We start from the raw sequence: 25,683 nt of genomic DNA on the forward strand, positions 1-25,683 counted from the left end.
CGTCAAATAGCCCCACTATTATCCTCAGAAGCAGAAATTTTTATCCTCAATTTCTCGTAATCCTCGCTACGGGCGCTATTCTCGGTCAGGCTCCTAGTGTCAGTATACTCTCCTTGAGAGAGGATTGCTGATGTGCCATTGTGTGGTTTGTACCCGCAACACTGGATTTTACGGTAATTATCATGCTCTTGGTGATTTATGAAGCGCGTACAAATGTTTCGTAGTTTAAATCACCAAAACTCTCCTTAATGAGTTGCTCTCGTTCCTGAAGGTAACGCTCAACGACCATTTCCGGGCGCAACACCTTGAACTGCGCAACTTCTGATGGATAAAGCCGGTGAATCTTTCCCGCAATGTCACTGACGTTTAATTGATCCAGTGGCTTTGTTGGCATGACTCGTTGTGGATTTTCCAATGTCTTTACAAGAAATCCAACCGCCGCCAGTTTATCAAAACACGCCTCAACGACGTTGGTGGGAACACCTAAGTGCAAGGCAATACCTTTAGCATCCCAGCTTGACTCAGCCGCTGCGAACCGTTGCGCCACCATAAAGCTGATGGTCAGAATCAGTCGTTCTTTTTCGGCAGCACTCATCTTCCACTCATCTTTGCGAAATAGCTGGTTTTGCGGGTTCTGGTGATAATAAGCAATACTTGCACCAATCAATAACATCAGCCAGCCTAGATACAGCCAGATCATGAAGGCAATGGCTGACGCAAATGCTGAATAAATTGCTGTCTGGCTGGTTGATCCGGCTATAAATGAAGAGAAGAGCAACCCCATCACTTTCCAGGCAATGGCGGTAATCAATCCCCCGATAAATGCGGAGCCAATGTTGACCCGTGTGTTGGGCATATAAAAATAAATAAAAGTAAAGGCAGCGGCCATGACTAGCCAAGGCACAAGAAATCCTATGACTTCAATCAAGCTACCCATGAAAGGTAAGTGAGTGATATAGGTGACAGCGGCATGGCTTTTCACTGTCGCGGTAATGCCAATGGATAGGAAAATCAACAATGGGCCAATCAGGATAACACTCAGGTAATCGCTAAAGCGTTGCGAAAGTGTACGCCCTTGGCGAATATGCCAGGTAAAATTGAAGGATTCTTCTATTTTCTGCATCATGGCAATGACGCTGTATAATAAAAACGCCAAGCCTACAGCTCCGAGAACACCTACTTTAATGTTATCAACAAAACCAATGATATTAGACACTATATCAAAGCGCTGGTTACCCAGCGGTTTTAATAAATTAAGCAATAACGGCTCTATCTGGTTATGAACACCAAAGCCTTTCAGGACTGAAAAACTTAATGCAAGTAACGGCACCAGTGATACCAGCGTGGTATAAACGAGGCTCATGGCGCGAAGGCTCAGTTGCCCGTTTGCCATATCACGCATGACAGCATAACAGACCCTCATCATGTTGATGCCCAGTCGCCACAACCCGTGTTTGCCTCTCTCATCCAAATGCCATAACCAGTACTTAACCTGGTCTGCTGATACGAAATGGCTTATCCTGCTCATAAATAGGCTGCCGTTGATTGATAGAAATCATTGAAGATACATTATCAAAATCACTCAAGGCTTCACATGATTTTATTTGCTATCAGGTAGCTTGCTTAATTCATTATAGAAAAAGTCCCTTAAGTCCCGCGCCTTCTTTCTAACAGTAGGGAGAATTTAGTTATCCCAGCAAACGAAGGGCTTCCTGAAGCTGCTTATCTGCATCGCCATACTCATGGGTGAAAGGCGTTTCCGGTTTCTCTCGGTTGACATCTCCGCTATTGCGATCTTTCTTTTTATAAGATGAGTCTTTGGTTGTTGAACAGGGGTGGCTTCTTCTGGTGTTGTGATGAACATTTTTATGAGGCTGATGGTTTTTCCGGCGCTGAGGCTGCTCCCATGCCAGTTCACTGTTTTTCGCTTCGGCTTCATCTGGGCCAGAAATCATCAATAATCGTTCAAGACTGCCAATATCTGACAAAGATAATGATAAACCCCGTCGATTTCTATAGCCGTTGAGGAAACGTTTTGTGTCGTCAGCCAACCCCAAACGCTTAGTAGCAAACATGATTGAAATCAAGGCCGACTCAACATCTTCAACAGAAACCGTAGACCCGGCAAGATTAATTTCTATTATTTTATGATCAGGGCGATCAATATAAAACTGATAAGGGCCGATAGTATTAAGGTGGGACAATAGATCCCTGACAAATCGAAAGTCTAATTCTGCGTTTTTCACTTGTTACTCTTCATTTTACCAGACCCCTCTATGATATCCGTGTAGTGGCCTGCTTTTCAATCAGAACTTGGCACAATTCTATCAAATTCTGAGTCCCTTGTTCAAAAAGAGACTCAGGAGACTCTATCAGGAGTGAGTGGTTGCGCCTGCGAAGCTTTTTTCTCCGGTCTGCTTTAATATACGGCTGGTGACTATGCCTGTCGTCATAGAGCCACTGACATTCAGAGCCGTTCGCCCCATATCAATCAGTGGCTCAACGGCAATTAACAAGCCAACCACTGCCACTGGCAGGTTCATGGCTGACAGCACCATTAATGCGGCGAATGTTGCGCCGCCACCAACACCTGCGACGCCAAAAGAGCTAAAGGTGATCACCAATAGTAAGGTGACAATAAAACCAGGGCTCATAGGGTCAATGCCCACAATGGGTGCCACCATTACAGCCAGGATCGCGGGATAAACACCGGCACATCCGTTTTGCCCAATTGTCGCGCCAATAGATGCGGTAAAGTTAGCTATCCCTTCAGGCACTTTAAAGTGTGTTGTTTGTGCCTGAACATTCATTGGAATCGTGCCTGCGCTGCTGCGAGAACTGAAAGCGAAGGCAAGAACTGGTCCTACAGATGAAATATAAGTACCTGGCTTAATACCAGCGGAAACCAGCAATAATAGATGGACACAAAATACTAGAATTAGTGCCGTATAGTTAGCGACAATAAACTTCAGTAGTGTAATAATTTCCTGGGAATGACTGGTTGCTGCCATTTTTGTCATCAGAGCAAGAATGCCATAAGGTGTCAGCCGCAACACTATTCTTACCATGGCAATAACCATCGCCTGGACAACGTCAACACCCTTGACTAAAGGGTCACGCAATGCAGGATTATTACGGATGGCCCCCAATCCCCCCAGGCCAAGAAATCCAGAAAAAATAACCACAGCAATGGTCGATGTAGCACGTTGTCCGGTCATATCCAGAAACGGATTGGCAGGAATGAAGTCCATCAGCATTTGAGGAATTGAGTAGTCTGCCAATGTATTTATTCGCTCAACAACAAGGTCACTCATGGCCGTGTTAGCCTTCATGGCCAGTAAACCACGTGCATCAAGACCAAATACCAGCGCGACAATAATAGCTATCAATGCGGCAACAGCGGTTGTAGTGAGCAAAATCCCCAACGTCATGGTGGTAACTCTGCCCAGAGAAGTTTCTGCCTGCATTTTAAGGATCGCAGAAACAATCGATACCATAATCAATGGAATGATGGTCATTTTCAGCAGTGATACATAGCCATTTCCTATTACATTGAAATAAGACAGGCTTTTAGTAATGGATGCTGCTCCTAAACCATAGAACCATTGCATCAAAGTGCCAAAAGCAAGCCCCATGGCCATGGCAATAAAGACGCAGCGTGAAAATGAATAATTTTTGCGCTGTATCCAGTAAATCAACAGCAGCAGCACCAATAACACTAAAGCATTAACTAACACGGCACTCATCATGGGCTTATTCCTATCCATCAGGCCACAGGTAATCGCTTTTTCTCAAATCGCGCGACCTAAACTGACTTTTGCGCAACGGGTCTGCCTTAGCCCGGATATTTCATAAACATGCGCCTGGCCTTGCTTGCTCCTTGCGGCTCTAAGGGCGTTTTGCTCAGTCTACCGTACTCCCCGGTACGGCGCTCCTTCGCAAAATCCCTTAGAGCCGCAAGGTTCCGCGCAATTCTCAGGGCAGTTTATGAAATATCTGGGTTAGCCGCTTGTCCGAAAGCATTGACAATATGCCCACAAAAAATGTCAGTTTTGTTATCGTCCGTTGGGAATAGCGCTACAATAAAAAAGAGCAACAGAGAGAGCTGATAACAATCATGCAATGATCGTCGTTTACTTTCTGTTTACACGAATGACGTAATCTAGCATTTTTTATGCTTTAGCAGATATGTTTTTTTTATTATGATTTTATGCTTTTCCGCGAACATCCCATGAGTAACTCCCCATGACTTCACTTTTACTCAGCCTTACAAATCCAGGGAGGTGGGTGCTTGTGTGCTTTTTATTGGTTCTTATGACAATGCCCGCGTTGAGTGATGAAAAGTTTAGTCAATGTGTAATGCAGCTCAAAGAGAAAGCTGGCGCAGCGGGCCTGTCTAAAAAAACCGTTGATATACTCGATACTGCCATATTTCAGCCAGAGGTTATCAAACTCGATCGATACCAGCCTGAATTTCGAAAGACCTTTGCGAATTATATCAATAGCGCGGTCTCTGACGCGCGTATCAATCAAGGTAAAATCCTGCTAAAAACGTATGCGCCCTTTCTGCTGAAGCTCCAGAAAAACTACGGTATTCCCCCTCATATACTCGTGGCTTTCTGGGGGCTTGAGTCAAACTATGGTCAGTTCCTGAACCACTTCAATATTATTGACTCACTCACCACCTTGGCCTGTGATGATCGACGGCCCGCTTTTTTTACCACAGAGTTGCTGGCCACACTGACACTCATGGATATCTATGGTTTTAAACGTGAGAAACTTGTGGGGTCATGGGCTGGCGCGGTCGGTCACACCCAGTTTTTGCCTTCGAACTATCTGGCTTATGCCAAAGCGGATAAAGGGCATTCCATCCCCGATCTCTGGGAGAACCCAAAAGACGCGTTACTATCAGCTGCCCACTTTCTTTACAAGCTGGGTTGGCGTCCGGGCTGGAAGTGGGGGCGAGAGGTTATTATTCCGAAAGGCTTCAATTATTGTGAAAGTGGGTTGTTGGTAAAACACTCCCTCAGTGAATGGCGAAAACGTGGTATTAAAACAGTATTTAATGGCACCATTCCAGATAACACGGAGACTGCCTTTCTCATTTTACCCGGAGGACATAATAACCCGGCCTTTCTGGTCTATGATAACTTCAACGTGATCCTGAAATGGAATCGTTCTACATTTTATGCTGTTTCTGTTGGTTATCTGGCTGATCGCCTCAATAACAGCGCGCCATTACATACCGCTTTAAAGGAAGAGCCTTCCTTATCAAAGGCAACCATTCAGACAATACAAGAGAAACTGTCTGCTATGGGATTCATGGACGGTAAAGTTGATGGTATACCGGGGCCCGCAACACATAAAGCAATCACAGCTTATCAACAATTCAAGCATATGGTTGCCGATGGGCATCCTAACGCGGATTTATTGCAGTCACTTGGGGTGATCACAAAATAAAAGACAACCGCCGATTCCAGGAGCCTGACCGAGAACAGCGCCCGTAGCGAGGATTGCGAGAAATTGAGGATAAAATTTCTGTTTATGAGGAGAATAGCGGGGCTATTTGATGAAGAAGTAGGAATTTTTAGACCAATTTATTGCAACCGCAGTAGTACAGTCTATTCTCGGACAGGCTCCTGGCATGATAGTGTATAAATCGGACAATAAAGACGGCTGAATACAGTTTACGACAGGATGATAATGGGTTGGGTATGGTGACTATTACAATAAATAACAAGTGAAACGTAGCTATTTTTATCATTAAAGTCAGAGAAAATTACTGTGTTTCCAGTTTCTTTCTGGGAAGAGGTTAAGGAAAATGTCCCTAATAATGTAAATTTTATTAAAATTTAGTCTGGTGTCGGCAATCATGTAATTCATTGACTAATCTAGTATTGTGATCAGTTACTTTCCGCTTAGGTGTATTCGTGTTTTTTATTGTGTTTATTGTAAGTATGGCGAGTTAACTGCCGTCGTTTATAAGCGGTCCGCTGAGCCAATAGAAGAATTGTTAGTACCTTTCTCAGAGGAGTTCTCTGTAGTGGGATGTGTGAAAGACAACAAAATGCTTTGCCAATCTTCAGGAAATATTTACGTAGCTTTCTATGGTAGCCTTAACCTGTTTCAAATTAACTCTGTGCCCGACAAACAGGCCAGTTTGGCATCCTCCCCCAGCTAGGTCGCTGGAGGGTTCCCATTACTGGGGCGTTACTTTCTTGCGAGAGTTTACGCGGGTTTCTGCTTTCACGTTACAGCCACGAGGGACTTACATTAACTCCACAGACGTTACTTCCCCTCTGCCCGAGGGTAGGTCTTCAACGACAGAAAGGATAGTAGCAGAATGTTAGACGAAATTCACCTCCCGCCTAGCTCAGCGGGAGTACTCTTTCGGAAACCGATAGTGGTTACGAATAATGGCTTAACGGGTGTCGTAGATATGAAGAGAGTTTATTTGAACAGCCTTCAACTTTATTTGGTAGTTGATAATGAAGAAAAAAACCAAGATTCAACGTAATAAGCAAAGCGGTAGCGTGGGTACAGGCAATATAAATCAACAATTGATCCTCCTGTATTCCTACTTTACCTGTCCTGCTAGCACGCTTGTCAATAGGCTGCCCTGAGCGCTCAGGTTTTCGTGTTAGCAAGGTATTTCACAACATACATATGCCCATTGGCATTGGGTATGGTCACATAGAGGATAAAGCAATGGCAGATTTAGGTGGTGGTAAAACTATTTTTATGAGGCTCTTGGGTGTTGATTTTATCCCTAAGGAACTGCAAACGGACTTATCTAAGGGTAAATACTTTTATGGTGGTCATGAATTAGTGGGGAGGGGTTCATGGACTGCTATCAGCTCTTTTGGTTATTCCGGCGCAAGACCTTTCTCTATGCCCCTTGGAGAAGACCAAGGTCATATGAATATCGGTGCTCAGGTGTTCAGTGCCCTCGGTGTCACCAAAGAACTGGGTCCATCCTCGGAAAAGATATTATCGCGTTTATTGGTCCCTCCACTCAAAGGCGGAGGCAAAAATAAAGATATCGGGAAGAAATATGGTGGCGGTGATACCTATACATTTGTCGTTACCAACGGGACCGGTGACATGGGGTTGTTGAATGTGATTATGCAGTTAAATCTGGAGGCTTGTCATGTGATTTCATATAACCTTGGCGGATCAAGCGGGGCAAACCCTTCTGAGAGCATTCAAATTGCTTACGGCGCTTGGGAAACACAATCCTGGCATTTTGATGATGAAAAATCAGACTTTAAAGAAGGTGGCGTGGTGGCCTACGATCTGATGAATCAAGTGGCAACGTCCTTCTGGAGGAGGAAGTCATAATCTCCGCGTCATTGGCGCGGACGCGTTACTTTGTCATTGCGGTGGCCTGGATACGGTCACAGGGTTCCACGCAAGTATTTCGTGGTGACCTCGCGCCTTTTTTTATGCTGTTGCCTGGAGAGCCTGAGGGCCAATTCTGCCCTGAGGTTCCTTGCGGCGGCTTGTCTGTGTATCTTTATGCTGTTTTAGACGTTAAGCAGTCTTAAACGTCATGCTCCTACCGCGGCTAGGATAAAAGGGGCTAAAAAGTCGCTTTTGTTCGTCAAATAGTCCCGCTATTTTCCTCACAAAAGCGACTTTTTATGCGCCATTTCTCGCGGTCCTCGCTACGGGCAGACGTTTAAGACTGCTTCTAAGGCATATACAGCTCTGGCTCAACCGCTGTAAACAGACGACATTTACGCTGTTCAGTCGTTTTGTGTTACCGTCAATGCAGGTCTTCTCATTTCCCATTCACTTTCCTGTCTGAATCAGAACAATCATTCTTGTGCTTGAGTCTTGTGAAAAGCGTAAAATAGCCATTGTCTGTTGCGCAATCCAGTAAAAGCAACAGCTGACAGTTAGCTATTTTTATCATTAAAATCAGGAAAGTTACTGTATTTTCTGCCTCTTTTGGCGTTGATGTGAAAGAAAACGCAAAGAATTTTGTAAATTTTTTTAAAACTCCATTGTATATCGGTAATGATGGGATTCATTGACTAATATTATGATTATTCATTGTCTATGAGTGTGCGCTAGTATCGATTCTCCATGGTGAATTAACTAACGTGGTCGGTAAACTGCTCGCTGGGCTAATGGGGGGGATGCCTCTTGATCTCGCGGTATTTCTATTTCCCGTCCTACTAACGAGCTTATCAATAGGCTGCCCTGAGCGCTTGGCTTTTCGTGTTACAAGGTATTTCGCAACAGTACGCCCATTGGGTATGGTCACATAGAGGATAAAGCAATGGCAGATTTAGGTGGTGGTAAAACTATTTTTATGAGGCTCTGGGGTGTTGATTTTATCCCTAAGGAACTGCAAACGGACTTATCTAAGGGTAAATACTTTTATGGTGGCCAAGAGTTAGTGGGGGCGGGTACATGGACTGCTATCAGCTCTTTTGGTTTTTCCGGCGCAAGGCCTTTCTCTATGCCCCTTGGAGAAGACCAAGGTCATATGAAGGTCGGTAATCAGGTGTTCAGTGCCCTCGGTGTCACCAAAGCACTGGGTCCATCCTCGGAAAAGATATTATCGCGTTTATTTGTCCCTCCACTCAAAGGCGGAGGCGAAAGTAAATATATCAAGAAGAAACATGGTGGCGGTGATACCTATACATTTGTCGTTACCAACGGGACCGGTGACATGGGGTTGTTGAATGTGATTATGCAGTTAAATCTGGTGTCTAGTCATGTGATTTCATATAACCTTGGCGGATCAACTGGGACAGACCCTTTTGAGAGCATTCAAATTGCTTACGGCGGTGTGGAAATACAATCCTGGCATTTTGATGATGAAAAATCAGACTATAAAGAAGGTGGCGCGGTGGCCTACGATCTGATGAATCGAGTGGCAACGTCCTTCTGGAGGAGGAAGTCATAATCTCCGCGTCATTGGGGCGGAAATGCGTTACTTTGTCATTGCGGTGGCCTGGATACGGTCACAGGTTGTCACTCAAGTACGTTGAGGTGGCCTTCGCTTCTTTTTCTTACGCTGTTGCCTGGAGAGCCTGAGGGCCGATTCTACCCTGGGGTTCCTTGCGGTGGTCTGTTTGTACGTCTTTTGCCATTTTTTGCCATTTTTATTTGAAGTAGCGTTCGCTACACCTCCTGCCGTTGATAGCGACGGGTATTGTTGGAGCGGCACCGGACCTGTCACATCGTTTAAATTCAGAGGACTGGCTCAATCGCTGTAAGCAGACGACATTCATCTGTTTAATCGTTTTGTATTACTGTCATGCAGGTCTTCATTCCCCCTTTACTTTCTTGCCTGAATCAGAACAATCATTCTTGTGCTTGCTTGGGCCTCGGGAACAGCATAAAACGCCACTGTTTGTTGAATAATCCAGTAAAAGCCATAGATGAAAGGTCACTGTTTTTATCGTTAAAATCAGAAAAAATGACCGTGTTTACAGCTTTTTTTTGGTTTGATATGAAAGAAAACGCAAAGAGTTATGTAAATTTTTTTAAAACGCCATTTTGTACCGGTAATAATGCGATTCATTGACTACTATTATGGTCAGTCACTATCTATTTAACGTGCGTTTGTATCAATTCCTAATTCCTAATTCCTAATGGTGAGTTAACGGCGATGGACGATAAGCTGTCCGCTGAGCTAATGGAGCAACTGCTGACACCTCTTTCAGAGGAGTCCCCTGCCGGGGAATATCTGAAAGAGAACAAACCGGCCTACCGCTCTTTGCGCAATACTTACGCAATCGCTCATAACAGCCTCCAGAAGTTGCTGCTTAATCCTGTAGACGATGAACAGGAAAGCCTGGAACTGACCAATAAGAAAAACTGGCAAACCCTGGAAACAGAGCTGCTTGAGGTACTGAGCAATAATGCCCGGGATCTTGAGTGCCTGGCATGGCTGGTTATGACTCAGCTATTTACTGATGATCCGTATACCCAGTTCACTAAAGCATTGTCGTTAATGATTCGCAGCCTGGCAACGTTCGGTAACGCTATCCAACCTTTTTTACCCGATGATAAACTACAGGGCAGATCACTTGAAGAGGCTGCGTTAGAAAGAGCCAGGGCGCAGTGTCGGCCTTGCGTATTTTTATTTGGTGAGTCCAGCGACAGTTGTCCTATCGTACCGTTGCTGAAAATGCTACCCCTTATTGGTGAGTTCACCTATATTGATTATTGCCACTACCATCTCAACAAAAAGTCTGAAGACGACGATGACTATGGTAACAACGATAATGATCAAGGGCAGTCTTTTCTCAAGCAGGTCACTCACTATGCCAGTAAACATCAGGAAGAAGTCTTTGCGCGAATAGAGACTCTCAATACGTTGTTATCTGTTCTTGACGAATTGAACGTCGCGCTAAAAAACCATTTTCAACCCTTTGGTATAGAAGACGCGCATACCGGTTTTGTTAAAGAAGTGGTTACTGACAGTTTGCGGGCAATACAAGATTTAGTGAAAGACGCTCTTATCTTCCCCGAGGATAAGCCAGAGAATAGCGAAGGGGAAAGTGAAGGGTCGGAATCAACCGATAGCCACGGGGCAACACGGCAGGCTGGTGGCCTGAAACAGGTGAGTAGCCGTGATGAGGCATTCCAGCAACTTAAGCAGCTATCTGCTTTTTTTCGAGAGACTGAGCCGCAAAGTCCTGTCTCTTATTTACTGGAAAAAGCATTACGTTGGGGATACACCCCTTTACCCAAATTGCTCAGCGAGTGCATTGGCAATGATGAGACTACGCTTGAACAACTGTCTACCCTTTTTGGTATAAACACTGATGAACAAAAAAATCAGGAGGAGCGTTGAGAGTAAAGGCGCGCGGTGGATATAGACGATAACAGACAGCAGTTGACAGGTGTTGTATGTCTACTTCGCGCTTTCCATTAACAAGCGTTAGCGGGTAATAAGCTATACTAAACGCTGAAAACATCTCATGTTACAAGGCGTTTCAACACAGTGCCAATAACGGCAAAATAATTTAATTTGAGAGGATAAGGCAATGAGCTCTTCAACTATTTTCATCAGGGTCTACGGTGTTGACCCGGACATCAAGGATGGCTGTTTTGATGGTTCCCAATTTGTAGGTGGGAAAGAAATGAAAGGGCATGGTTCATGGATCGGGGTCAGCTCCTTTGGCTTTTCCGCCGCCAGAAACGTGACTATGATGCCGGGAGAAGCAAAAGGCCAAAGGGATACTGGCATGCAGGGATTCAGTGCCGTGGGTGTTACCAAAGAAACGTGTACCATGTCAGAAGTATACCAATCACTTTTACTCGCGCCTAACATCAAAAAAGCCCAAAACGCCAAAGAGGGGGACTATAATCTTGGCGGGGATCGGGTTGATCTTGTCGTTACTGAATCTACTGGTGAGAACTTGAGGGTGATTTACTCGGTAAAACTAGAGAGTACCCATGTCATTTCATATAACCTGGGTGGGTCAACCGGGTCAATTCCTTTTGAAAGCATTCAACTGGCCTACGCCAGAATTACTGTAATATACTACTATTGGAATGCTCAAACCGGTCAATATGTGGCAGGCGGCGAGGTTTCCTTTGACCTGCCTAAAAACCAAGCGATGTCTTACTGGAAAGATGTCAAAAAATAATACGCTCCGCTCTTTGATTTGGTGCTGATCACTCCGTTTGTCCATGAGGCAAAGAGGTCGCTATGGACTTGAATGAATGGCTCAACGTTTATGAGAGAAACATCAGAGAAACATCAAAGAAACGCTTTTTCCTTTTTATTCTATTGAGACGAGCAGGCTATGGGCAGTAGATCTCAGCATAACAGAATCACTAAAAACAGAGTCAGCATCACTTATGATGTTGAGACCAATGGTGCCATTGAAAAACGCGAGCTTCCCTTCGTCGCAGGTGTTATTGGTGATTTTTCGGGCAGTAAACCGGTTGAAAAGAGGATGCCTGTGGAGGAAAGAAAGTTTGTTGATGTTAACAAGGATAATTTTAGTCAGGTGATGCGGGTCATCGGTCCAGAGCTTTCCCTCAGGGTGCCCAACAAAATTGATGAGGAGTCTGAGACCGAGCTTTCCGTGGAACTCTCTTTCACGTCCATGAAAGACTTTGAGCCTGAAAATATTGCTCAACAGGTTTTGCCCCTTAGAAACCTGCTGGAGAACCGGAAAAAATTGCGTGAACTGTTGGCCCATGCTGACCGTTCTGATGAATTAGAGCAACTATTAAAAGATGTTCTCCAGAATACGGAATCGCTATCACATTTATCGAAAGAATTAGGCGTTGAGGTGAGCGACAATGACTGATACCGATGTACAAACTGAAGGCGGTAATCTCGCGTCCGCGCAAAGCAGCCCCCTTGAGCGAGTCATTGAAGCAACCAGCCAGGTGCCGCCTGATACAACAAAAGACCTACTCGCCACATTAACGAAAGAGGCATTATCCGGGTCTATCACCTGGAACAAGAACCTGAACCAAACTATTGGGCGCGCGATCGAGCAGATTGACGAACTGATATCCAGACAGCTGGCAGAAATACTCCATGATAGCCGTATGCAAAAGCTTGAAGGTAGCTGGCGTGGGCTTAATAAACTTATCCGTGAAAGTGAACTGGGAACGCGATTAAAAATCAGGGTAATGGACATCACAAAAACTGAATTACTGGATCAGTTTGAAAACGCGCCCGCTACAGACAGAAGTCCATTGTTCAATAAAGTCTATCAAGAGGAGTTTGGCACGGCAGGCGGTGAACCCTATGGTGTTTTATTAGGTGATTATGAGTTTGCTCACCTTGATGAGGACGTTGCCCTCCTTCGCTATTTGTCTGTGGTTGCTTCTGCTGCCCATGCGCCGTTTATTGGCTCTGCCAGTAGTGAGTTTTTTGGTCACTCCAACTATCAGGGGCTGGAAAATAACAAACCCATTGAAGCCGGATTTGGTGCCTCAACGTATGCCAGTTGGAACGGGCTTCGGGACAGTGACGATGCTCGTTATCTTTCTTTGGTTTTACCCCGTACCCTGGCCAGGGTACCTTACGGGACGGGCGGTCGGCGGGTAAAGTTGTTCAACTTTGAAGAGTTTCCACAAGACCCTGTTGACAAAGAAAGAAGGCCGGAATCAAATGCGCAGTTCACCTGGAGTAACGCGGTTTATGAAATGGGCCTGCTGATTACCACAGCCTTTTGGAGGAGTGGCTGGTGTACGGCTATCAGAGGTAAGGATAATGGCGGAAAAGTTGAAAATCTGCCAAGTTATACCTACCGGTCTGTTCCTGGTGATTTAACGCAAATATGTCCTGTAGAAACTAATCTGACTGACGAGCGGGAAAAGGAACTCTCCAACCTGGGTTTTCTGCCTATGGTTCACTACAAAAATTCTGATTTCGCTGTTTTTATGGGTGCCCAGACCATCCAACGTCCCAAAGAGTATATTGACCCTGATGCCACGGCCAATGCCGCTATTTCTGCCAGGCTACCGTACATGATGGCAAGCTCACGCATTGCCCATTACTTGAAGATTATGGGGCGGGACAGGATTGGTTCATCTGTACAACCACAGGAAGTTCAAGCAGAACTGACAACCTGGCTCAGTCTGTATACGAACGCCAATGCCATGGGAAATGAAGCCCGTGCTCAAACGCCGTTAGCGGAGTCACGGGTGACAGTTAGTGAACAAGCGGGCCGTCCCGGTTGTTACTCTGCTGTGGCCTACCTTCGCCCCTGGCTTCAAATGGAAGAGTTAACAACATCATTGCGGCTTGTGGCAAGGATACCGGGTGGTGGTTAGCGGTTATGGATAATGCACGACTGGAAGCGGCTGTACAAAAATGTATTACCGTTATTGATGAAATTGTTACATTACAGTTGAATATTATTATTCAGTATCCTGATTTTAAGGCACTGGAGTCGCTGTGGGCAGGTTGTGCTCACCTTGTGGAATCCTGTCCCGCAATGGCGCCTGTTGTTATTCGTTTTATGGATATGAGTTGGAAAGAAATAGAAGATGACCTGACGCTAAATGCCACTATAGAAGACTCTCATTTATACCGCTTAATTAATCGAAGCGAGCTCAGTACTTTGGGAGGTTCCCCCTTTGGTCTGATGATTGTTGAGCATACTATTTCCGTCGTTAATAAAACGGTTGACTTATCAGATGATATTTATACCATTGAGTTATTGTCTGAATTAGGGCAGTCTTCCCTTTGTCCAATGGTTATGCCTGCCAGTCATGATTTTTTGGCGACAGATAAAAAAAGCATCTGGGAAGATATTTCAGGCGTTCAACGTATTTTAGACAGTGATGACTATAAACCCTGGCGTAAGTTTCAGTCATCAGAACCTTCCCGTTTTTTTGGCTTGACAATACCACGGGTATTATTAAGACATCCGCGGAATAAAACACAAAATAATATTAACTTTAATGAAACCAGCTATTATTACCCTGACTCTCATTTTCTATGGGGCAGTAGCGCGTTAATATTTGCGGAATCCGTTATTAAAGAATTCAACAGAATTCACTGGTTTGGTTTTCTCCGGGCCGCGGATAAATTTGGTGGCGCTACGGTGAAATCCATTAAGGGCGTTCCCATTGCCACATCAATACGGATCACTGACGAGCTTGAAAAATTTTACACAGAGCAGGGGTTTATACCCCTGTCGACGTCCTACCTCACTAACGATCTTATGTTTAACAATAATCGCTCAGCCCATCTGTCGGGAAATGACCAAAATGATGACAAGGTGCTGCTCATGCTACAAACTATTTTGATGGGCTGTCGCTTTGCTCATTATCTGAAAGCACTTATCCGAGAGCATATTGGCAGTTATCGGTCGGCTCAAGACTGCCAGAAGGACTTAAACGCATGGCTACAGACGTACACCTCAGAACTGGGTTTCGCTGATGATAGTACATTGGCGAAATACCCATTGAAATACTCAAAAGTTGAAGTCACGGGGAACCATGATTTAGGTATTTATCAGTGTGAAGTAGAAATCCAGCCGCAATATCAATTTGACTCTCTGGAAGCGACGCTGTGTTTTAAAGCCAGTCATGGTGATTACCTGAGGTTCTGACCATGTTCTATGGCTTATTCAGTGCAATGCTTGGGGAAAACAGTCCAGACTCAGATGATGAGCTTTTCAATATCAGGCTATCAATTATTAACAATATCAAAATGATTATTGAGTCCCAGCAACCCATACTGGATATCCCTGAAGCCTATCCAAGGGCAAAAGAATCAATTATGCGCTACGGTATGCCTGCGAGCTTATTAAACAACAGACAGTATGATATTGAACAATTATGCAAAGAGTTAGAAGGACTCATTTCCAAGTTTGAGCCACGCATGAAACAAGTCAGTGTCATCATATTGGAGTTGTTAGAGAGTTGCAATAGCATCAGAATACATATTGAGGGGGTCATCCTTTCTAAGGCTGAAAAAGCACCATTAGCCATTAACTCAACCATTCACTTATCCGATATTCGCTTTACTGTAGACTGGTAAGGGTTATGATCGAATCTTTAATGCCGTGGTATGAACGAGAGCTACATACACTCTGGAAGGAGTGTCAGCTATTCTCAAAAAATCATCCTCAGCTGGCAAAATATTTGTCTTTTTCACATGGCCGCGTTGATGACCCTCATGCAGCACGCACCATGGAGGCTTTTGCTTTGCTTAACGCAAGGCTATCTCGTCAGTTGGCCACTGATTCCAATAAAATGACCGTGGCGCTTTTACAACTCCTTTTTCCTGTGAGTATGCAAAGCCTGCCTTCCGTCAGCATTATCCGTATCCCTCCCACAAAAAAACAGTCCGGTTTTGGTACATTGCCCAAAAATACACGATTTTGGGTATATAACGACGATCAACGTTATTGTCAGTTTCATACGACCCGCAATATTGATTTATGTCCTTTTGATATTGTCAGTTGTCATATGGAGCAACGCCCTTTTAATCAAAATGACATGGACTATTCGCCCAGTGATAAAATGTTGTTAAACCTCAAAATTACCATGATGGATGATACGCTGACATTTTCCGACTGCGGTGATTTTTCCACGCTCACGGTACAGTTGTCAGGGCTGTTCCGGCTGCAAATTCTGCTGTATGACATATTAAATAAAGATCTTTCGGGCATTATCCTGTCAACCCCTGAGGGCGGGCATCTATCTTTACCTGTTACGTGCTTCAGTCCTGTTGGTTTCGATGATGAATGCATAATGAGAACCAACCCCTCTCATCTGCTCGATCATCAGAAAATGTTTGAGCTTTTTGCCTGGCCTGAATTATTTTTTGGCTTCGAACTAAAAGAAATCGGGCGCTGGTTAAAGCACTGTCAGAGTAACAGGGTAACATTGACTTTTTGTCTGTCATCCCACTGTGATGAGTTGATGCAAAATATAGGACTTGTCCAGTTTTTATTGGGCTGCGCTCCCATTATCAATGTTTTTGAGCATATTGCTGAACCCATCACCATTGATCATAAGCAACTGAATTACCCCGTCATACCCGATGTGGCCAGTAATAATACCATGGAAGTACAAGATATTGTTGATATTGTTGATATCACCAGAACCGAGCCTGAGACTTTACCCAACCTGTTTGGATTGTGTCACAATGAAAAGGGTAATAATAAGTTTTGGGTATACCGCCCATCTGACAATGAGAGTGAGGAGTTCGGTCATCTTGAAATTATTTACACTGAGCTTGACCCCTATTCTCGACAGGTCATGGTTCTATCTCCTCATGTTCTGTGTAACAACGGTAATCAGGTTCTGGATCTGCCAGATAACCCAAAATTGGAATGTATTGATTCGGTGACAATACCTGATCCCGATAAGGTTTCCCTGTTACTCAAGCCCACTGCGACGGTTAAGCGTTCCGGGGATATAAAGGCATGGCTGAACCTGTTCGCGTATTTGCATAACAGCATTCTGACAATCCTGGAGTCCAGCGAGCCAGTCAGGCAGCTGCGTCATGTTATCAATCTTTATACAATCCGTAATCATGCGGCAAGCAATGCCTGGCTCTCATCAATACAGAATATGACAGTAAAAAATCAGGTGGCAACACTGAAAATCAATGGTCAACGATGTTTTACACAAGGCAGTGAAATTATTTTTGAGCTTGATCCTGCCCAACTGGCCAATACCAGTACCATGATGTTTACAAACCTTCTGGATTATATAGCTGCCCACTTTGTCGGTTTCAACAGTTATATCCAGGTGGTTATCAAGCTTAAAGGCAGTGAAGAGGAATATATACGATGTACACGCCATCATGGCTATCAGATGAACCGTTAATTCTTTCGCTCTTAAAAACTCCCTGGCAATGGAGTGCGGCTCAGGCACATCGTATTCTTGAAAGAACCGGCATTCCTATAAAATACCATACTGATAGCCGTATGAATTATCCTGTGGGTGAAATTAATAAAGTACAGAAAACCGATACAGGCTGGCAGCTTCAATCAACCCTCAACGCTCTCAACGGCTATAACGGCTCACTGCCATACAGCTACCAGGACCTTGAGCGGTATCACAGGCTTACTGACGACAGCCTTACGCTTAATCATTTTTTTTCTTTGTTCAACCATAAAATTCTTCAGCTTTCCCAGCAGGTATCACTCCACTCCTATCTGTCAGTCAACTATGAGAACTATCACTACAAAAAACTCCCACATTGGCATCCAATCCAGTGGATTATGGGTATTTCTTCCCCAAAATATTTGCCCTCCAACAACCTGGTGCGGTACGCGTCCATCCTGACAAAAAAAATAACATCCCTGAAAGCCCTCACATTTATTCTCAATGACTACTTTTCACAGTCTTTTCATTTTGAATCACCCGCTCTTGTAAAAATGTCCTTGTCAGATGATTGTTTGACTCGGCTGAGCTCACGGGTGCACGATGCTTCCCAGGGAGCATTAGGGAGTACAACAACACTTGGTAAGAGCTGTTATCTTCTGTCAAGCACGCTTAAGTTAGTTATTTCCGTGCCAACCGCCATGGAATACCAGAAAGTTACCAAAGACTATGCTCTCGCACCTGCTATCTTGGAACTATGCAGTATGTATTTTGCAAACTCAGCGCATGTTCAACTACAAATCCAGTGTCCCAGACAGTGTTTGCAATCGCCCAGGCTATCCACGAAAGAGGGTACCTCTGTCGGACGCCTTGGCAGGCATAGCTGTCTGGTGCCTGAGTTACACCCTGACGCATTAATTACTGTTGACTACTCCCAGTCTTAAAAAAACAGCGGGTAAAGTATGAAACAACTTGATTTAAGAAGCCTCATCGCGCATTTATCAGATGAACTGAGAAAAGCCCTGGAATCATCAGCTGCGCTGTGTGTTGCAAAAGGGCATGCTGAAATAACAGCTGAGCACTGGTTAATGGCATTGCTGCAGGAACCCGGTAATGATACAACCCAGTTACTGACAAGCCAGAATCTGTGCGCGAGCATTATCATTGATGAGCTTAAGTCGCGTCTGCAAACCCATAGTTCTGGTCATAAAAAAACGCCGGCTCTGGCCTATTCACTTCAGGCACTGATTCAGGATGCCTGGTTACTTGCGTCAGTCAATTTGCAGCAATCCACAATCACCGCGTACCACCTGATGCTGGCTTTCATTGATCAAGAAGAAAGCCACTGGACTGAAACGCCCTTGCAGTTGGAATTACAAAAAGCGTCTAAAGAAGCGCTCATTGGGCTTGCTCAGAAAAACAAGCCCGATAGTGCAAAACAGCAGCAAGGGGCAACTCAGTCAGCGATACAAAAATATTGCGTGGATATGACATCCTCCACAGCGGCAAACTCCCCACCTATTATTGGCAGGGATCGGGAAGTTCGGCAGGTTATTGATATTTTGTCCAGGCGCATGCAGAACAACCCCATTTTAGTGGGTGATGCCGGTGTGGGAAAAACAGCCATTGTGGAAGGGCTGGCACAGTCCATTCGGTCAGGAAGCGTGCCAGAAAACCTCCAGAAAACGCATATCCAACGACTTGATCTAGGGTTATTGCAGGCCGGTGCCAGTATTAAAGGTGAGTTTGAAAACCGGCTAAAAGATATCCTTAATGAAGTCAGGCAGGCTGAGCATCCCACGGTGCTGTTTATTGACGAGGCGCATACGCTGATCGGTGCCGGCGGGACGGCAGGTCAGAATGATGCCGCCAATTTGTTAAAGCCCCCTCTGGCCAGGGGTGAGTTAATTGTTATTGCCGCAACCACCTGGGCAGAGTATAAAAAATATTTTGAAAAAGACGCGGCACTGACAAGACGCTTTCAGCCGGTGGTGATAAAAGAGCCTGGCGACACACTCGCTGTTGATATGCTACGAAGCCTTACCCCCACACTTGAAAAGCATCATCAGGTTATTGTACTGGATGAAGCGATCATCGCGGCGGTTAAGTTATCCATACGTTTTCTCCCTGAGCGTCAACTGCCTGATAAAGCCGTCACGTTGCTGGATTCGGCCTGCTCTCGTGTGGCAATGTCCCGGCAGGCTGAACCTGCCTCTTTGCAACAGCTCATTCAGCAGCAAAAAGGTATTGAGCGGAAACTCCAGCGCCTTACCAGTGACCAGCTTTACGGTAATAGTTGTTCTGAAGACCTTGAAAGCCTGTCCAATACCCTGAGTACCTTAAGTGAAAAAAAGGCTGACCTGGAGAAAAGCTGGAATGAACAAAAGGAGGCTGTCATGCGCATTCGCGATTTGCATGGGCAGCTGAACGGGCAGTCCGCGAATGACAACGTCGAGGACAATGTTAACGACAGTGGGTATATACAGCAGCAACTGGTGGAAGAAAGGAAACAGCTTCATTCTCAGCAAGGGGAAAAACCACTGGTTTATGATGCTGTCAGTGCCAACACAGTTGCTCATGTTGTCTCAGAATGGACAGGCATACCAGCCGGACAACTGCTTTGTGCTGAAATACAACAATTAATAGACTTGGACAATCTGCTTAAAGCCCGTGTGATTGGTCAGGACTGTGCCATACAGGATATTTGCGACAGTATACGCATTGGGCGGGCAGGTCTTGCTGACGCACGCAAGCCCACTGGCGTCTTTCTGCTGTGTGGCCCTTCTGGCGTGGGAAAAACAGAAACAGCCATCGCCCTTGCTGACACATTGTACGGTGGCGAGCGTAACATGATTACGATTAACATGACCGAGTTCAAAGAAGAGCACAAGGTTTCCATGTTACTCGGTGCCCCTGCCGGGTATGTTGGCTATGGGGAAGGTGGTGTACTGACAGAAGCCGTCCGGCGTTCACCGTATTCTATTCTTTTATTGGACGAGTTTGAAAAGTCACACCCCAGCGTGCATGATATTTTTTATCAGATCTTTGATAAAGGCCGCATCAAGGACAGTGAAGGTCGGGAAATTGATTTCAGACAGACCATTATTATCATGACGTCCAATGCTGCCGATACGACTATCTGTGATCTTTATCATCAGGTTATCCATAAGGGGCAGCCACCTGTAGCCAAGGCAATGTTACCGGCCATCAATGATGAGTTGCTACAGTTTTTCAAACCCGCCTTTTTAGGGCGCCTGACGATAATTCCTTATTTTCCGCTGAACCAGGACAGCCGTGAACGCATTTGTCAGTTGGCACTTAAGCGAATGGAAGTTAATCTGCAAGGTGAATACAGCGCTGAGCTGCATATCGATAACAATGTTGCTGCCTTTCTGGCACAGAATAATGACAACCCAACGATTGGTGCCCGGGCAATTGAGCATACCATCAGTCAAAAACTATTGCCCACGCTTTCACGACAGTGCCTTGAACGCATTGCGGCAGGGGAACAAATTAATTCAGTAAAATTATCCCTTGCAGATGATAATTTTACTTTTTCTATTGAGTAACGATTGGGTCTTGACTAATGGATGACCTCTATACACTGACAGCAACATTCGATGATAAAGACCAGGATAAATTTGATGGATCAGAGATGACCATGAAGGAATCACTGGATGAATTTTTTGAGCATACATTGGTCATTGACGCAGGTGAGGTGAAAGCTCAAGAGCTACTTGGGTCCACTTGTGCAGTAGAATTTAAAATAAGTCAAAAGGGACAAAAGCCAATAATCCGACACTTTCACGGTTACTGCGTCTCTATCAAGGAGATTTTTTATAAGGAAAAAGAACATGAATATAATCTTGAACTCACCATAAGACCTTTCGCCTGGCTTCTGACAAAAAATAACGCGTACAGGGTATTTCAGAATAAGAAAACACAAGATATTATTCTGACGATCTTAAAAAAATACAAATTTAAAGAAAAAACAGAATTCTTAATACAAGATGACCCTGTTATTAACTACTGTATACAATATGCGGAAAGTGACTGGGCATTTATTCTGCGTCTGGTTGAAAAAAGAGGGTGGAGTTTTCTCTTCAAGCAGGAAAAAGACACCCATACACTGTGTTTTTTTGACAATGACAGGTCATTTGCGGAATTGGAAGAAATGACGGTCACCCCTCCCTATATTATTACAGACTGGGAAAGGCATATAAATCTCCCTTTTCTCTTTGCTGATGTCATTACCTATGACCATACGAAGGCAAAAACTATTCAGGCGGGCTCCTGCAAAAGCAGTATGGAAGTTGATGGCAACAGGCCAGCGGGAACAGTTATTTACCCTGGAGAAGTCAATACCAAAGAAGAAGCCATAACCGCCGCAAAAACCCTTATGGGGGCTGAAGACCAGCAATCGTACACGGCCTATGGAAAATCTAAGATAATGCAGTTTGCCCCTGGTATCTATTTTACCTTTGATAAATTCAAAAGTGAGCCTGATCCACTGCTGATATGGGAGGTGGAACATAAGATAGTTCCGGGGGAGTCTGAACCAACATTAGAATATAGCAATTCTTTTACCTGTTGTAAGAAAGGGAAAAAATGGTTCTCTAAACAAGCCTCCTCACCCCCAATAATTCCACCTTTGCAAATTGCGAGGGTTACCGGATCAGAAGATAAGGGCATTTTTTCTAATGAAAAAAACCAGGTGAAAATTCAGTTTCCATGGGATATGGAAGGCAAGTACGATGATAACAGTTCATGCTGGGTTAATGTTCAATCACCGGTAGCTGGAGAAGGCTCTGGTATCAGAGTGACGCCCAATATTGGTGATGATGTCCTGGTTGGGTTTACGCCTGATTACACCCCTTTAATCGTTGGTTCTATCTATAGTGGTGATAGAAAAGCCCCCTTCGATAAGATAACACAGCAGGGTCTCAGGTTTCGATCTGTCCCAAGTGGTGGGGAGAACGATTACAGCGCGCTGTGCTTTGAGTGCAAAAGTGGGGAAGAAGCGGTTGTCTTTCAGTCCAACAGGGATATGCTAAAACAAGTCAACAGGGATGACTCAACATTTGTCGAAGGCGACCGTGTTGTTAACGTGAAGGGAGAATTCGTTCATTACACGGAAAAAAATAGTGTAGTCAGCACAGCCGGTACGGCAAAAAGTCAAGTTGATGGCGACAATATTGTTGAAGTTAAAGGCAAGCATCAGGCATTTCTCTCAGGGCTATCCTATGTAAAAACCTCGGGTGACTATCAAGTTGAATGCGAGAAAGATATAGAGATGGTTTCTAAAGAAGGAACAGCAATATCCTCTAAAGATCTGGTGTTATCCAGCAGTCAAAATGCCCTTATAAAGGCAGGTAACTCAAAGATTGCCATGACTGACGCTTATATTGAGCTCGTTTGTGGTTCACAGAAAATAGTCATCAATAGTTCGGGGATATTAATCAATGGCGCGTCAATTAATATCGCTGCCTCATTGGAAAACAACATTTCAGGCTTGAACACATCAATAAACAGCCAGGCCGCTACGAATGTCAATGGCACAATGGTCAATATTTCTGGCAAAGCGCAAACAACGGCCAGCGCTGGTGGGATGTTAAGCTTATTTGGTGGTATCACTCAAATAAACTGTACGCCAGGTGTCAGTCCTCCGCCTCAACCACCCGCACCTCCGCCGCCGCCGCCGCGAAGATTTGGAGTAGCGGCTATCCCAAGCTTTCCCAGACCTGATGTCCCTTCTGCGGGAGACCTCCCTGTAGAGGCCGTTCTCTCTACCTATGATGCGAGTGAAGCAGTTTTAAAACAGGCACAACCGGGAATGACGGTTGATGATCTCCTTGACAGGCTCGAGCAGCGTGGAATGTATCAAGATGCTATGGAGTTACAGCATCATGCCCTGGACGCGGAGGATTCTATTTTGCTGGGTTATCATAGCGTCTCCGATGGCGCGGGAAACCTGGGGGATTTCATGCATGGCGCGTACTCTTTCGCGAAAGGAATACCGGATTTCTTTACAAAAGGTGTCCCGGACTTTTTCACTAAAGATATCCCGGACTTTTTCACTAAAGATATACCGGGTTTATTTACCAAAGGCATCCCCAACTTCTTTACTAAGGACATCCCTGATTACTTCAGCAAAGACCATTACGACCGCTATCGCAAAGGTAAAATTGATCGCTTGGATGACTTACGTCGTCGTGGTGATAGTATGCGTGGTCGCTTTGATGAATACCGTGGCAGGGCAGGTGCGTTCCGTGATCGCTTTGATGAATACCGCGGCAGGGCAGGTGCGTTCCGTGGTCGCTTTGATGAATACCGTGGCAGGGCGGCAGGTGCGTTCCGTGATCGCTTTGGTCAATACCCTCGCAGGACTGATCCGTATCGTGATCAATTTGATGAATACCCTCGCAGGACTGATCCGTATCGTGATCAATTTGATGAATACCCTGGCAGGACTGATCCGTATCGTGATCAGTTTGATCAATACCGTGGCAGGGCTGATGCGTATCGTGATCAGTTTGATCAATACCGTGGCAGGGCTGATGCGTATCGTGATCAGTTTGATCAATACCGTGGTCAGGTTGATGCGTACCGTGGTCAGTTGGATGAATACCGTAATAAGTTTAAAGATTACCGTGATCGCTTTAATAATTATGATACCCCTCATTTTTTCGCGAAAAAACCATCGGAACTTCTTAACCAGCATTTCCCCAGTGCTTTTTCAAGCCCCTCCATGTCAGGCAGTAAAGTTGACTTATTAAAAAAACAGTTTCTTAAAAACTATTCCAGCTCTGACCTTCCTAACATGGCGCTGGTACAGAAATATTTGAGCGATCCCAGTGCCGCGAACCGGCAGCACTGTTTAGAGACTTCCCTCAAAAGCAAAAAAACAACACCAGGCAACCTGTTATTAAAAGGCATAGGGTTAAGTGGTCAACATGTAACATTTCCTGATTCCGTTAGTATACCTACCCCTCCTAAAGTTCACGCGCCACTTATTGCCGGAGCAGTAAATATGGCTGCTGCAGCATCAAAAACAAAAACAGCGCAAGACGTGTATAAAAATGGGTGCAAGGCAGGCAGACTCTTGATTAACAACCAAAAAGGGAGAAAGGCAGGTATGAGTAGCGCGGAGAAGTTTTCCGATGCTAAGGCATGTCTTACCAAACACGGTCTTATTGCCGCGGATAACCCCATCAATAAACCACCCGCAATGGAGCCGAAAAAAACAGAAAAACCAGAATCACCAAGCCTGTCAAGTATTATAGATAACTTGCCACCTGAGAGTAAACCGGATCTTCCGTTGAAAAAGGATGCCAGTGTATCTAGCTATGTGTCATCACTTATGGAAAACAAGCAACATTCTCAGGCTGCTACCACACTTTGTTATGCCCTGCCTCCAAAAGATGCTATTTCCGCAGTACATTCACAGATTAATAAAAATAATAAATCTTTAATGGCGAACCATATTGACAATTGGCTGAAAACGCAAGACAAAGACAGTTTAAAAAATATTAAAAAAGAAACATTGAAAACACCGACAAGTCAGCCAAATTACATGCTTGGTCAGGCCATTCTCCTGTCAAGTGACCAAAAAGACAATGAGCCTGAAACACCTGCCACTGAAAAATTGAAAGCGGTAAACAGCAAGCTGTTAGCTGATATCATCGCCATTGCCGCGCTATCACAAAAAAGCTTAGCAAAGGACATAGCCACCGAGGGTTTAGCCCTTCTGAAAAAAAAGAAATCATCGGTTAAGATACCAGAGGCTGCCTCCTCCCTGAAAGTTCCAGTCACGCCAAAAACGGTAACGCCATCAGATGAAAATAAGGAAAAATCTGCATTGGGTGTGGTAAAACTCTATGATAAAAAACCTGAGAACATCGAGCTTCTGTCCTCACAAACCTATGAGGATTATATCATCTCAAAGAAAAAAAACGGCCAGTATAAAGAGGCCATTCTTTTTATTGCCCATGCGCTTGAACCGCTGTCGGCTGTTTTTTGGTGCTACACATGTGTTCGCCAGGCTAATCTTCAACTCAGTGAGGAAGGTTTTGATTCACTCCATGCGGTGCATGATTTTATCTTGCAACCAACCAATGATAGAAGAAAGCTCTGTGGCAAGGCTGTCGCAAAAAACCTGACCGATACCCCATGCAGCTGGCTTGCCAGAAGTGCTTATTGGTGTTTTGGAGATATTTCACCCGATGGTGAGGATGGCTCTGAACCGGCCACCGTTGTTACTTCTCATCATTATAGTTATGCCACTAACTCCGCTATGCACGCCCTGGTCAATAACGTGGCCCCAGATAAACAAAAATACGCTTACAATGACTGGATTGATTTTGCTCTGACGCTTTTTAAATCAAAATAGGATAAAGT

The 25,683-nt window shown here is 44.8% G+C and carries 16 protein-coding genes; 13 read left to right on the forward strand and 3 right to left on the reverse strand.

Annotation, left to right across the window (positions count from 1 at the left end; all coding sequences use genetic code 11):
- Positions 1 to 196: 196 nt before the first annotated feature.
- The 3 genes from V4C51_RS06565 to V4C51_RS06575 all read right to left on the reverse strand — a co-directional run bounded on the left by V4C51_RS06565 (position 197) and on the right by V4C51_RS06575 (position 3,749).
- Positions 197 to 1,528: a YihY/virulence factor BrkB family protein gene (locus V4C51_RS06565; protein ID WP_330925345.1), complete on the reverse strand. Its 1,332-nt coding sequence runs from the start codon at positions 1,526 to 1,528 to the stop codon at positions 197 to 199.
- A gap of 160 nt (positions 1,529 to 1,688) precedes the next feature.
- Entirely contained in the window at positions 1,689 to 2,246 is a 558-nt protein-coding gene (locus V4C51_RS06570) for a hypothetical protein (protein ID WP_330925346.1), read from the reverse strand.
- A gap of 126 nt (positions 2,247 to 2,372) precedes the next feature.
- Positions 2,373 to 3,749: a cation:dicarboxylate symporter family transporter gene (locus V4C51_RS06575; protein WP_330925347.1), complete on the reverse strand. Its 1,377-nt coding sequence runs from the start codon at positions 3,747 to 3,749 to the stop codon at positions 2,373 to 2,375.
- Between the two features lie 496 nt (positions 3,750 to 4,245).
- Between V4C51_RS06575 and V4C51_RS06580 the strand changes: the two genes are divergently transcribed.
- The 13 genes from V4C51_RS06580 (at position 4,246) to V4C51_RS06640 (ending at position 25,675) form a co-directional block, all read left to right on the forward strand.
- Entirely contained in the window at positions 4,246 to 5,460 is a 1,215-nt protein-coding gene (locus tag V4C51_RS06580; RefSeq protein WP_330925348.1) for a lytic murein transglycosylase, read from the forward strand.
- Positions 5,461 to 6,708: 1,248 nt separating this feature from the next.
- A complete protein-coding gene (locus V4C51_RS06585; protein WP_330925349.1) occupies positions 6,709 to 7,341 on the forward strand; it encodes a hypothetical protein in 633 nt (210 codons plus the stop codon).
- A 946-nt stretch (positions 7,342 to 8,287) separates the two neighbouring features.
- Entirely contained in the window at positions 8,288 to 8,920 is a 633-nt protein-coding gene (locus tag V4C51_RS06590) for a hypothetical protein (protein WP_330925350.1), read from the forward strand.
- Positions 8,921 to 9,628: 708 nt separating this feature from the next.
- Entirely contained in the window at positions 9,629 to 10,819 is a 1,191-nt protein-coding gene (locus V4C51_RS06595; RefSeq protein WP_330925351.1) for a type VI secretion system protein TssA, read from the forward strand.
- Between the two features lie 193 nt (positions 10,820 to 11,012).
- The gene (locus tag V4C51_RS06600) at positions 11,013 to 11,618 is read left to right on the forward strand and encodes an Hcp family type VI secretion system effector (RefSeq protein ID WP_330925352.1); all 606 of its coding nucleotides are present in this window, start codon (positions 11,013 to 11,015) and stop codon (positions 11,616 to 11,618) included.
- A gap of 159 nt (positions 11,619 to 11,777) precedes the next feature.
- Positions 11,778 to 12,290 (forward strand): type VI secretion system contractile sheath small subunit, encoded by a 513-nt coding sequence (tssB, locus tag V4C51_RS06605; protein WP_330925353.1) that lies wholly within the window; start codon positions 11,778 to 11,780, stop codon positions 12,288 to 12,290.
- On the forward strand, positions 12,283 to 13,770 hold the full coding sequence (gene tssC, locus V4C51_RS06610) for a type VI secretion system contractile sheath large subunit (protein WP_330925354.1): 1,488 nt from the start codon (positions 12,283 to 12,285) through the stop codon (positions 13,768 to 13,770). Before tssB ends, tssC begins: the two co-directional genes overlap by 8 nt.
- 5 nt (positions 13,771 to 13,775) lie before the next feature.
- Positions 13,776 to 15,056 carry a type VI secretion system contractile sheath domain-containing protein gene (locus tag V4C51_RS06615; protein ID WP_330925355.1) on the forward strand — a complete coding sequence of 427 codons (1,281 nt, stop codon included), beginning with the start codon at positions 13,776 to 13,778 and terminating at the stop codon, positions 15,054 to 15,056.
- Between the two features lie 2 nt (positions 15,057 to 15,058).
- Positions 15,059 to 15,487, forward strand: a complete 429-nt coding sequence (locus V4C51_RS06620) for a GPW/gp25 family protein (RefSeq protein ID WP_330925356.1) — start codon at positions 15,059 to 15,061, stop codon at positions 15,485 to 15,487.
- A gap of 5 nt (positions 15,488 to 15,492) precedes the next feature.
- Entirely contained in the window at positions 15,493 to 17,286 is a 1,794-nt protein-coding gene (tssF, locus tag V4C51_RS06625; protein ID WP_330925357.1) for a type VI secretion system baseplate subunit TssF, read from the forward strand.
- Positions 17,250 to 18,230: a type VI secretion system baseplate subunit TssG gene (locus V4C51_RS06630; RefSeq protein ID WP_330925358.1), complete on the forward strand. Its 981-nt coding sequence runs from the start codon at positions 17,250 to 17,252 to the stop codon at positions 18,228 to 18,230. Before tssF ends, V4C51_RS06630 begins: the two co-directional genes overlap by 37 nt.
- A gap of 18 nt (positions 18,231 to 18,248) precedes the next feature.
- Positions 18,249 to 20,855: a type VI secretion system ATPase TssH gene (tssH, locus tag V4C51_RS06635; protein WP_330925359.1), complete on the forward strand. Its 2,607-nt coding sequence runs from the start codon at positions 18,249 to 18,251 to the stop codon at positions 20,853 to 20,855.
- A gap of 17 nt (positions 20,856 to 20,872) precedes the next feature.
- Positions 20,873 to 25,675, forward strand: coding sequence for a type VI secretion system Vgr family protein (locus V4C51_RS06640; RefSeq protein WP_330925360.1), 4,803 nt, complete (start codon positions 20,873 to 20,875; stop codon positions 25,673 to 25,675).
- Positions 25,676 to 25,683 lie beyond the last annotated feature (8 nt).

The organism is Candidatus Sororendozoicomonas aggregata (genome assembly GCF_031528575.1).
Taxonomy (GTDB): Bacteria; Pseudomonadota; Gammaproteobacteria; order Pseudomonadales; family Endozoicomonadaceae; genus Endonucleibacter; species Endonucleibacter aggregata.

What these genes read in the sequence shown, in the direction of transcription:
- tssF (WP_330925357.1), top strand. Translation starts at nt 15,493, where the DNA reads ATGATCGAATCTTTAATGCCGTGGTATGAACGAGAGCTACATACACTC.
- V4C51_RS06620 (WP_330925356.1), top strand. Translation starts at nt 15,059, where the DNA reads ATGTTCTATGGCTTATTCAGTGCAATGCTTGGGGAAAACAGTCCAGAC.
- V4C51_RS06580 (WP_330925348.1), top strand. Translation starts at nt 4,246, where the DNA reads ATGACTTCACTTTTACTCAGCCTTACAAATCCAGGGAGGTGGGTGCTT.
- V4C51_RS06585 (WP_330925349.1), top strand. Translation starts at nt 6,709, where the DNA reads ATGGCAGATTTAGGTGGTGGTAAAACTATTTTTATGAGGCTCTTGGGT.
- V4C51_RS06640 (WP_330925360.1), top strand. Translation starts at nt 20,873, where the DNA reads ATGGATGACCTCTATACACTGACAGCAACATTCGATGATAAAGACCAG.
- V4C51_RS06590 (WP_330925350.1), top strand. Translation starts at nt 8,288, where the DNA reads ATGGCAGATTTAGGTGGTGGTAAAACTATTTTTATGAGGCTCTGGGGT.
- V4C51_RS06600 (WP_330925352.1), top strand. Translation starts at nt 11,013, where the DNA reads ATGAGCTCTTCAACTATTTTCATCAGGGTCTACGGTGTTGACCCGGAC.
- V4C51_RS06615 (WP_330925355.1), top strand. Translation starts at nt 13,776, where the DNA reads ATGGATAATGCACGACTGGAAGCGGCTGTACAAAAATGTATTACCGTT.
- tssB (WP_330925353.1), top strand. Translation starts at nt 11,778, where the DNA reads ATGGGCAGTAGATCTCAGCATAACAGAATCACTAAAAACAGAGTCAGC.
- V4C51_RS06630 (WP_330925358.1), top strand. Translation starts at nt 17,250, where the DNA reads ATGTACACGCCATCATGGCTATCAGATGAACCGTTAATTCTTTCGCTC.
- V4C51_RS06575 (WP_330925347.1), bottom strand. Translation starts at nt 3,749, where the DNA reads ATGATGAGTGCCGTGTTAGTTAATGCTTTAGTGTTATTGGTGCTGCTG.
- V4C51_RS06565 (WP_330925345.1), bottom strand. Translation starts at nt 1,528, where the DNA reads ATGAGCAGGATAAGCCATTTCGTATCAGCAGACCAGGTTAAGTACTGG.
- V4C51_RS06595 (WP_330925351.1), top strand. Translation starts at nt 9,629, where the DNA reads ATGGACGATAAGCTGTCCGCTGAGCTAATGGAGCAACTGCTGACACCT.
- tssC (WP_330925354.1), top strand. Translation starts at nt 12,283, where the DNA reads ATGACTGATACCGATGTACAAACTGAAGGCGGTAATCTCGCGTCCGCG.
- tssH (WP_330925359.1), top strand. Translation starts at nt 18,249, where the DNA reads ATGAAACAACTTGATTTAAGAAGCCTCATCGCGCATTTATCAGATGAA.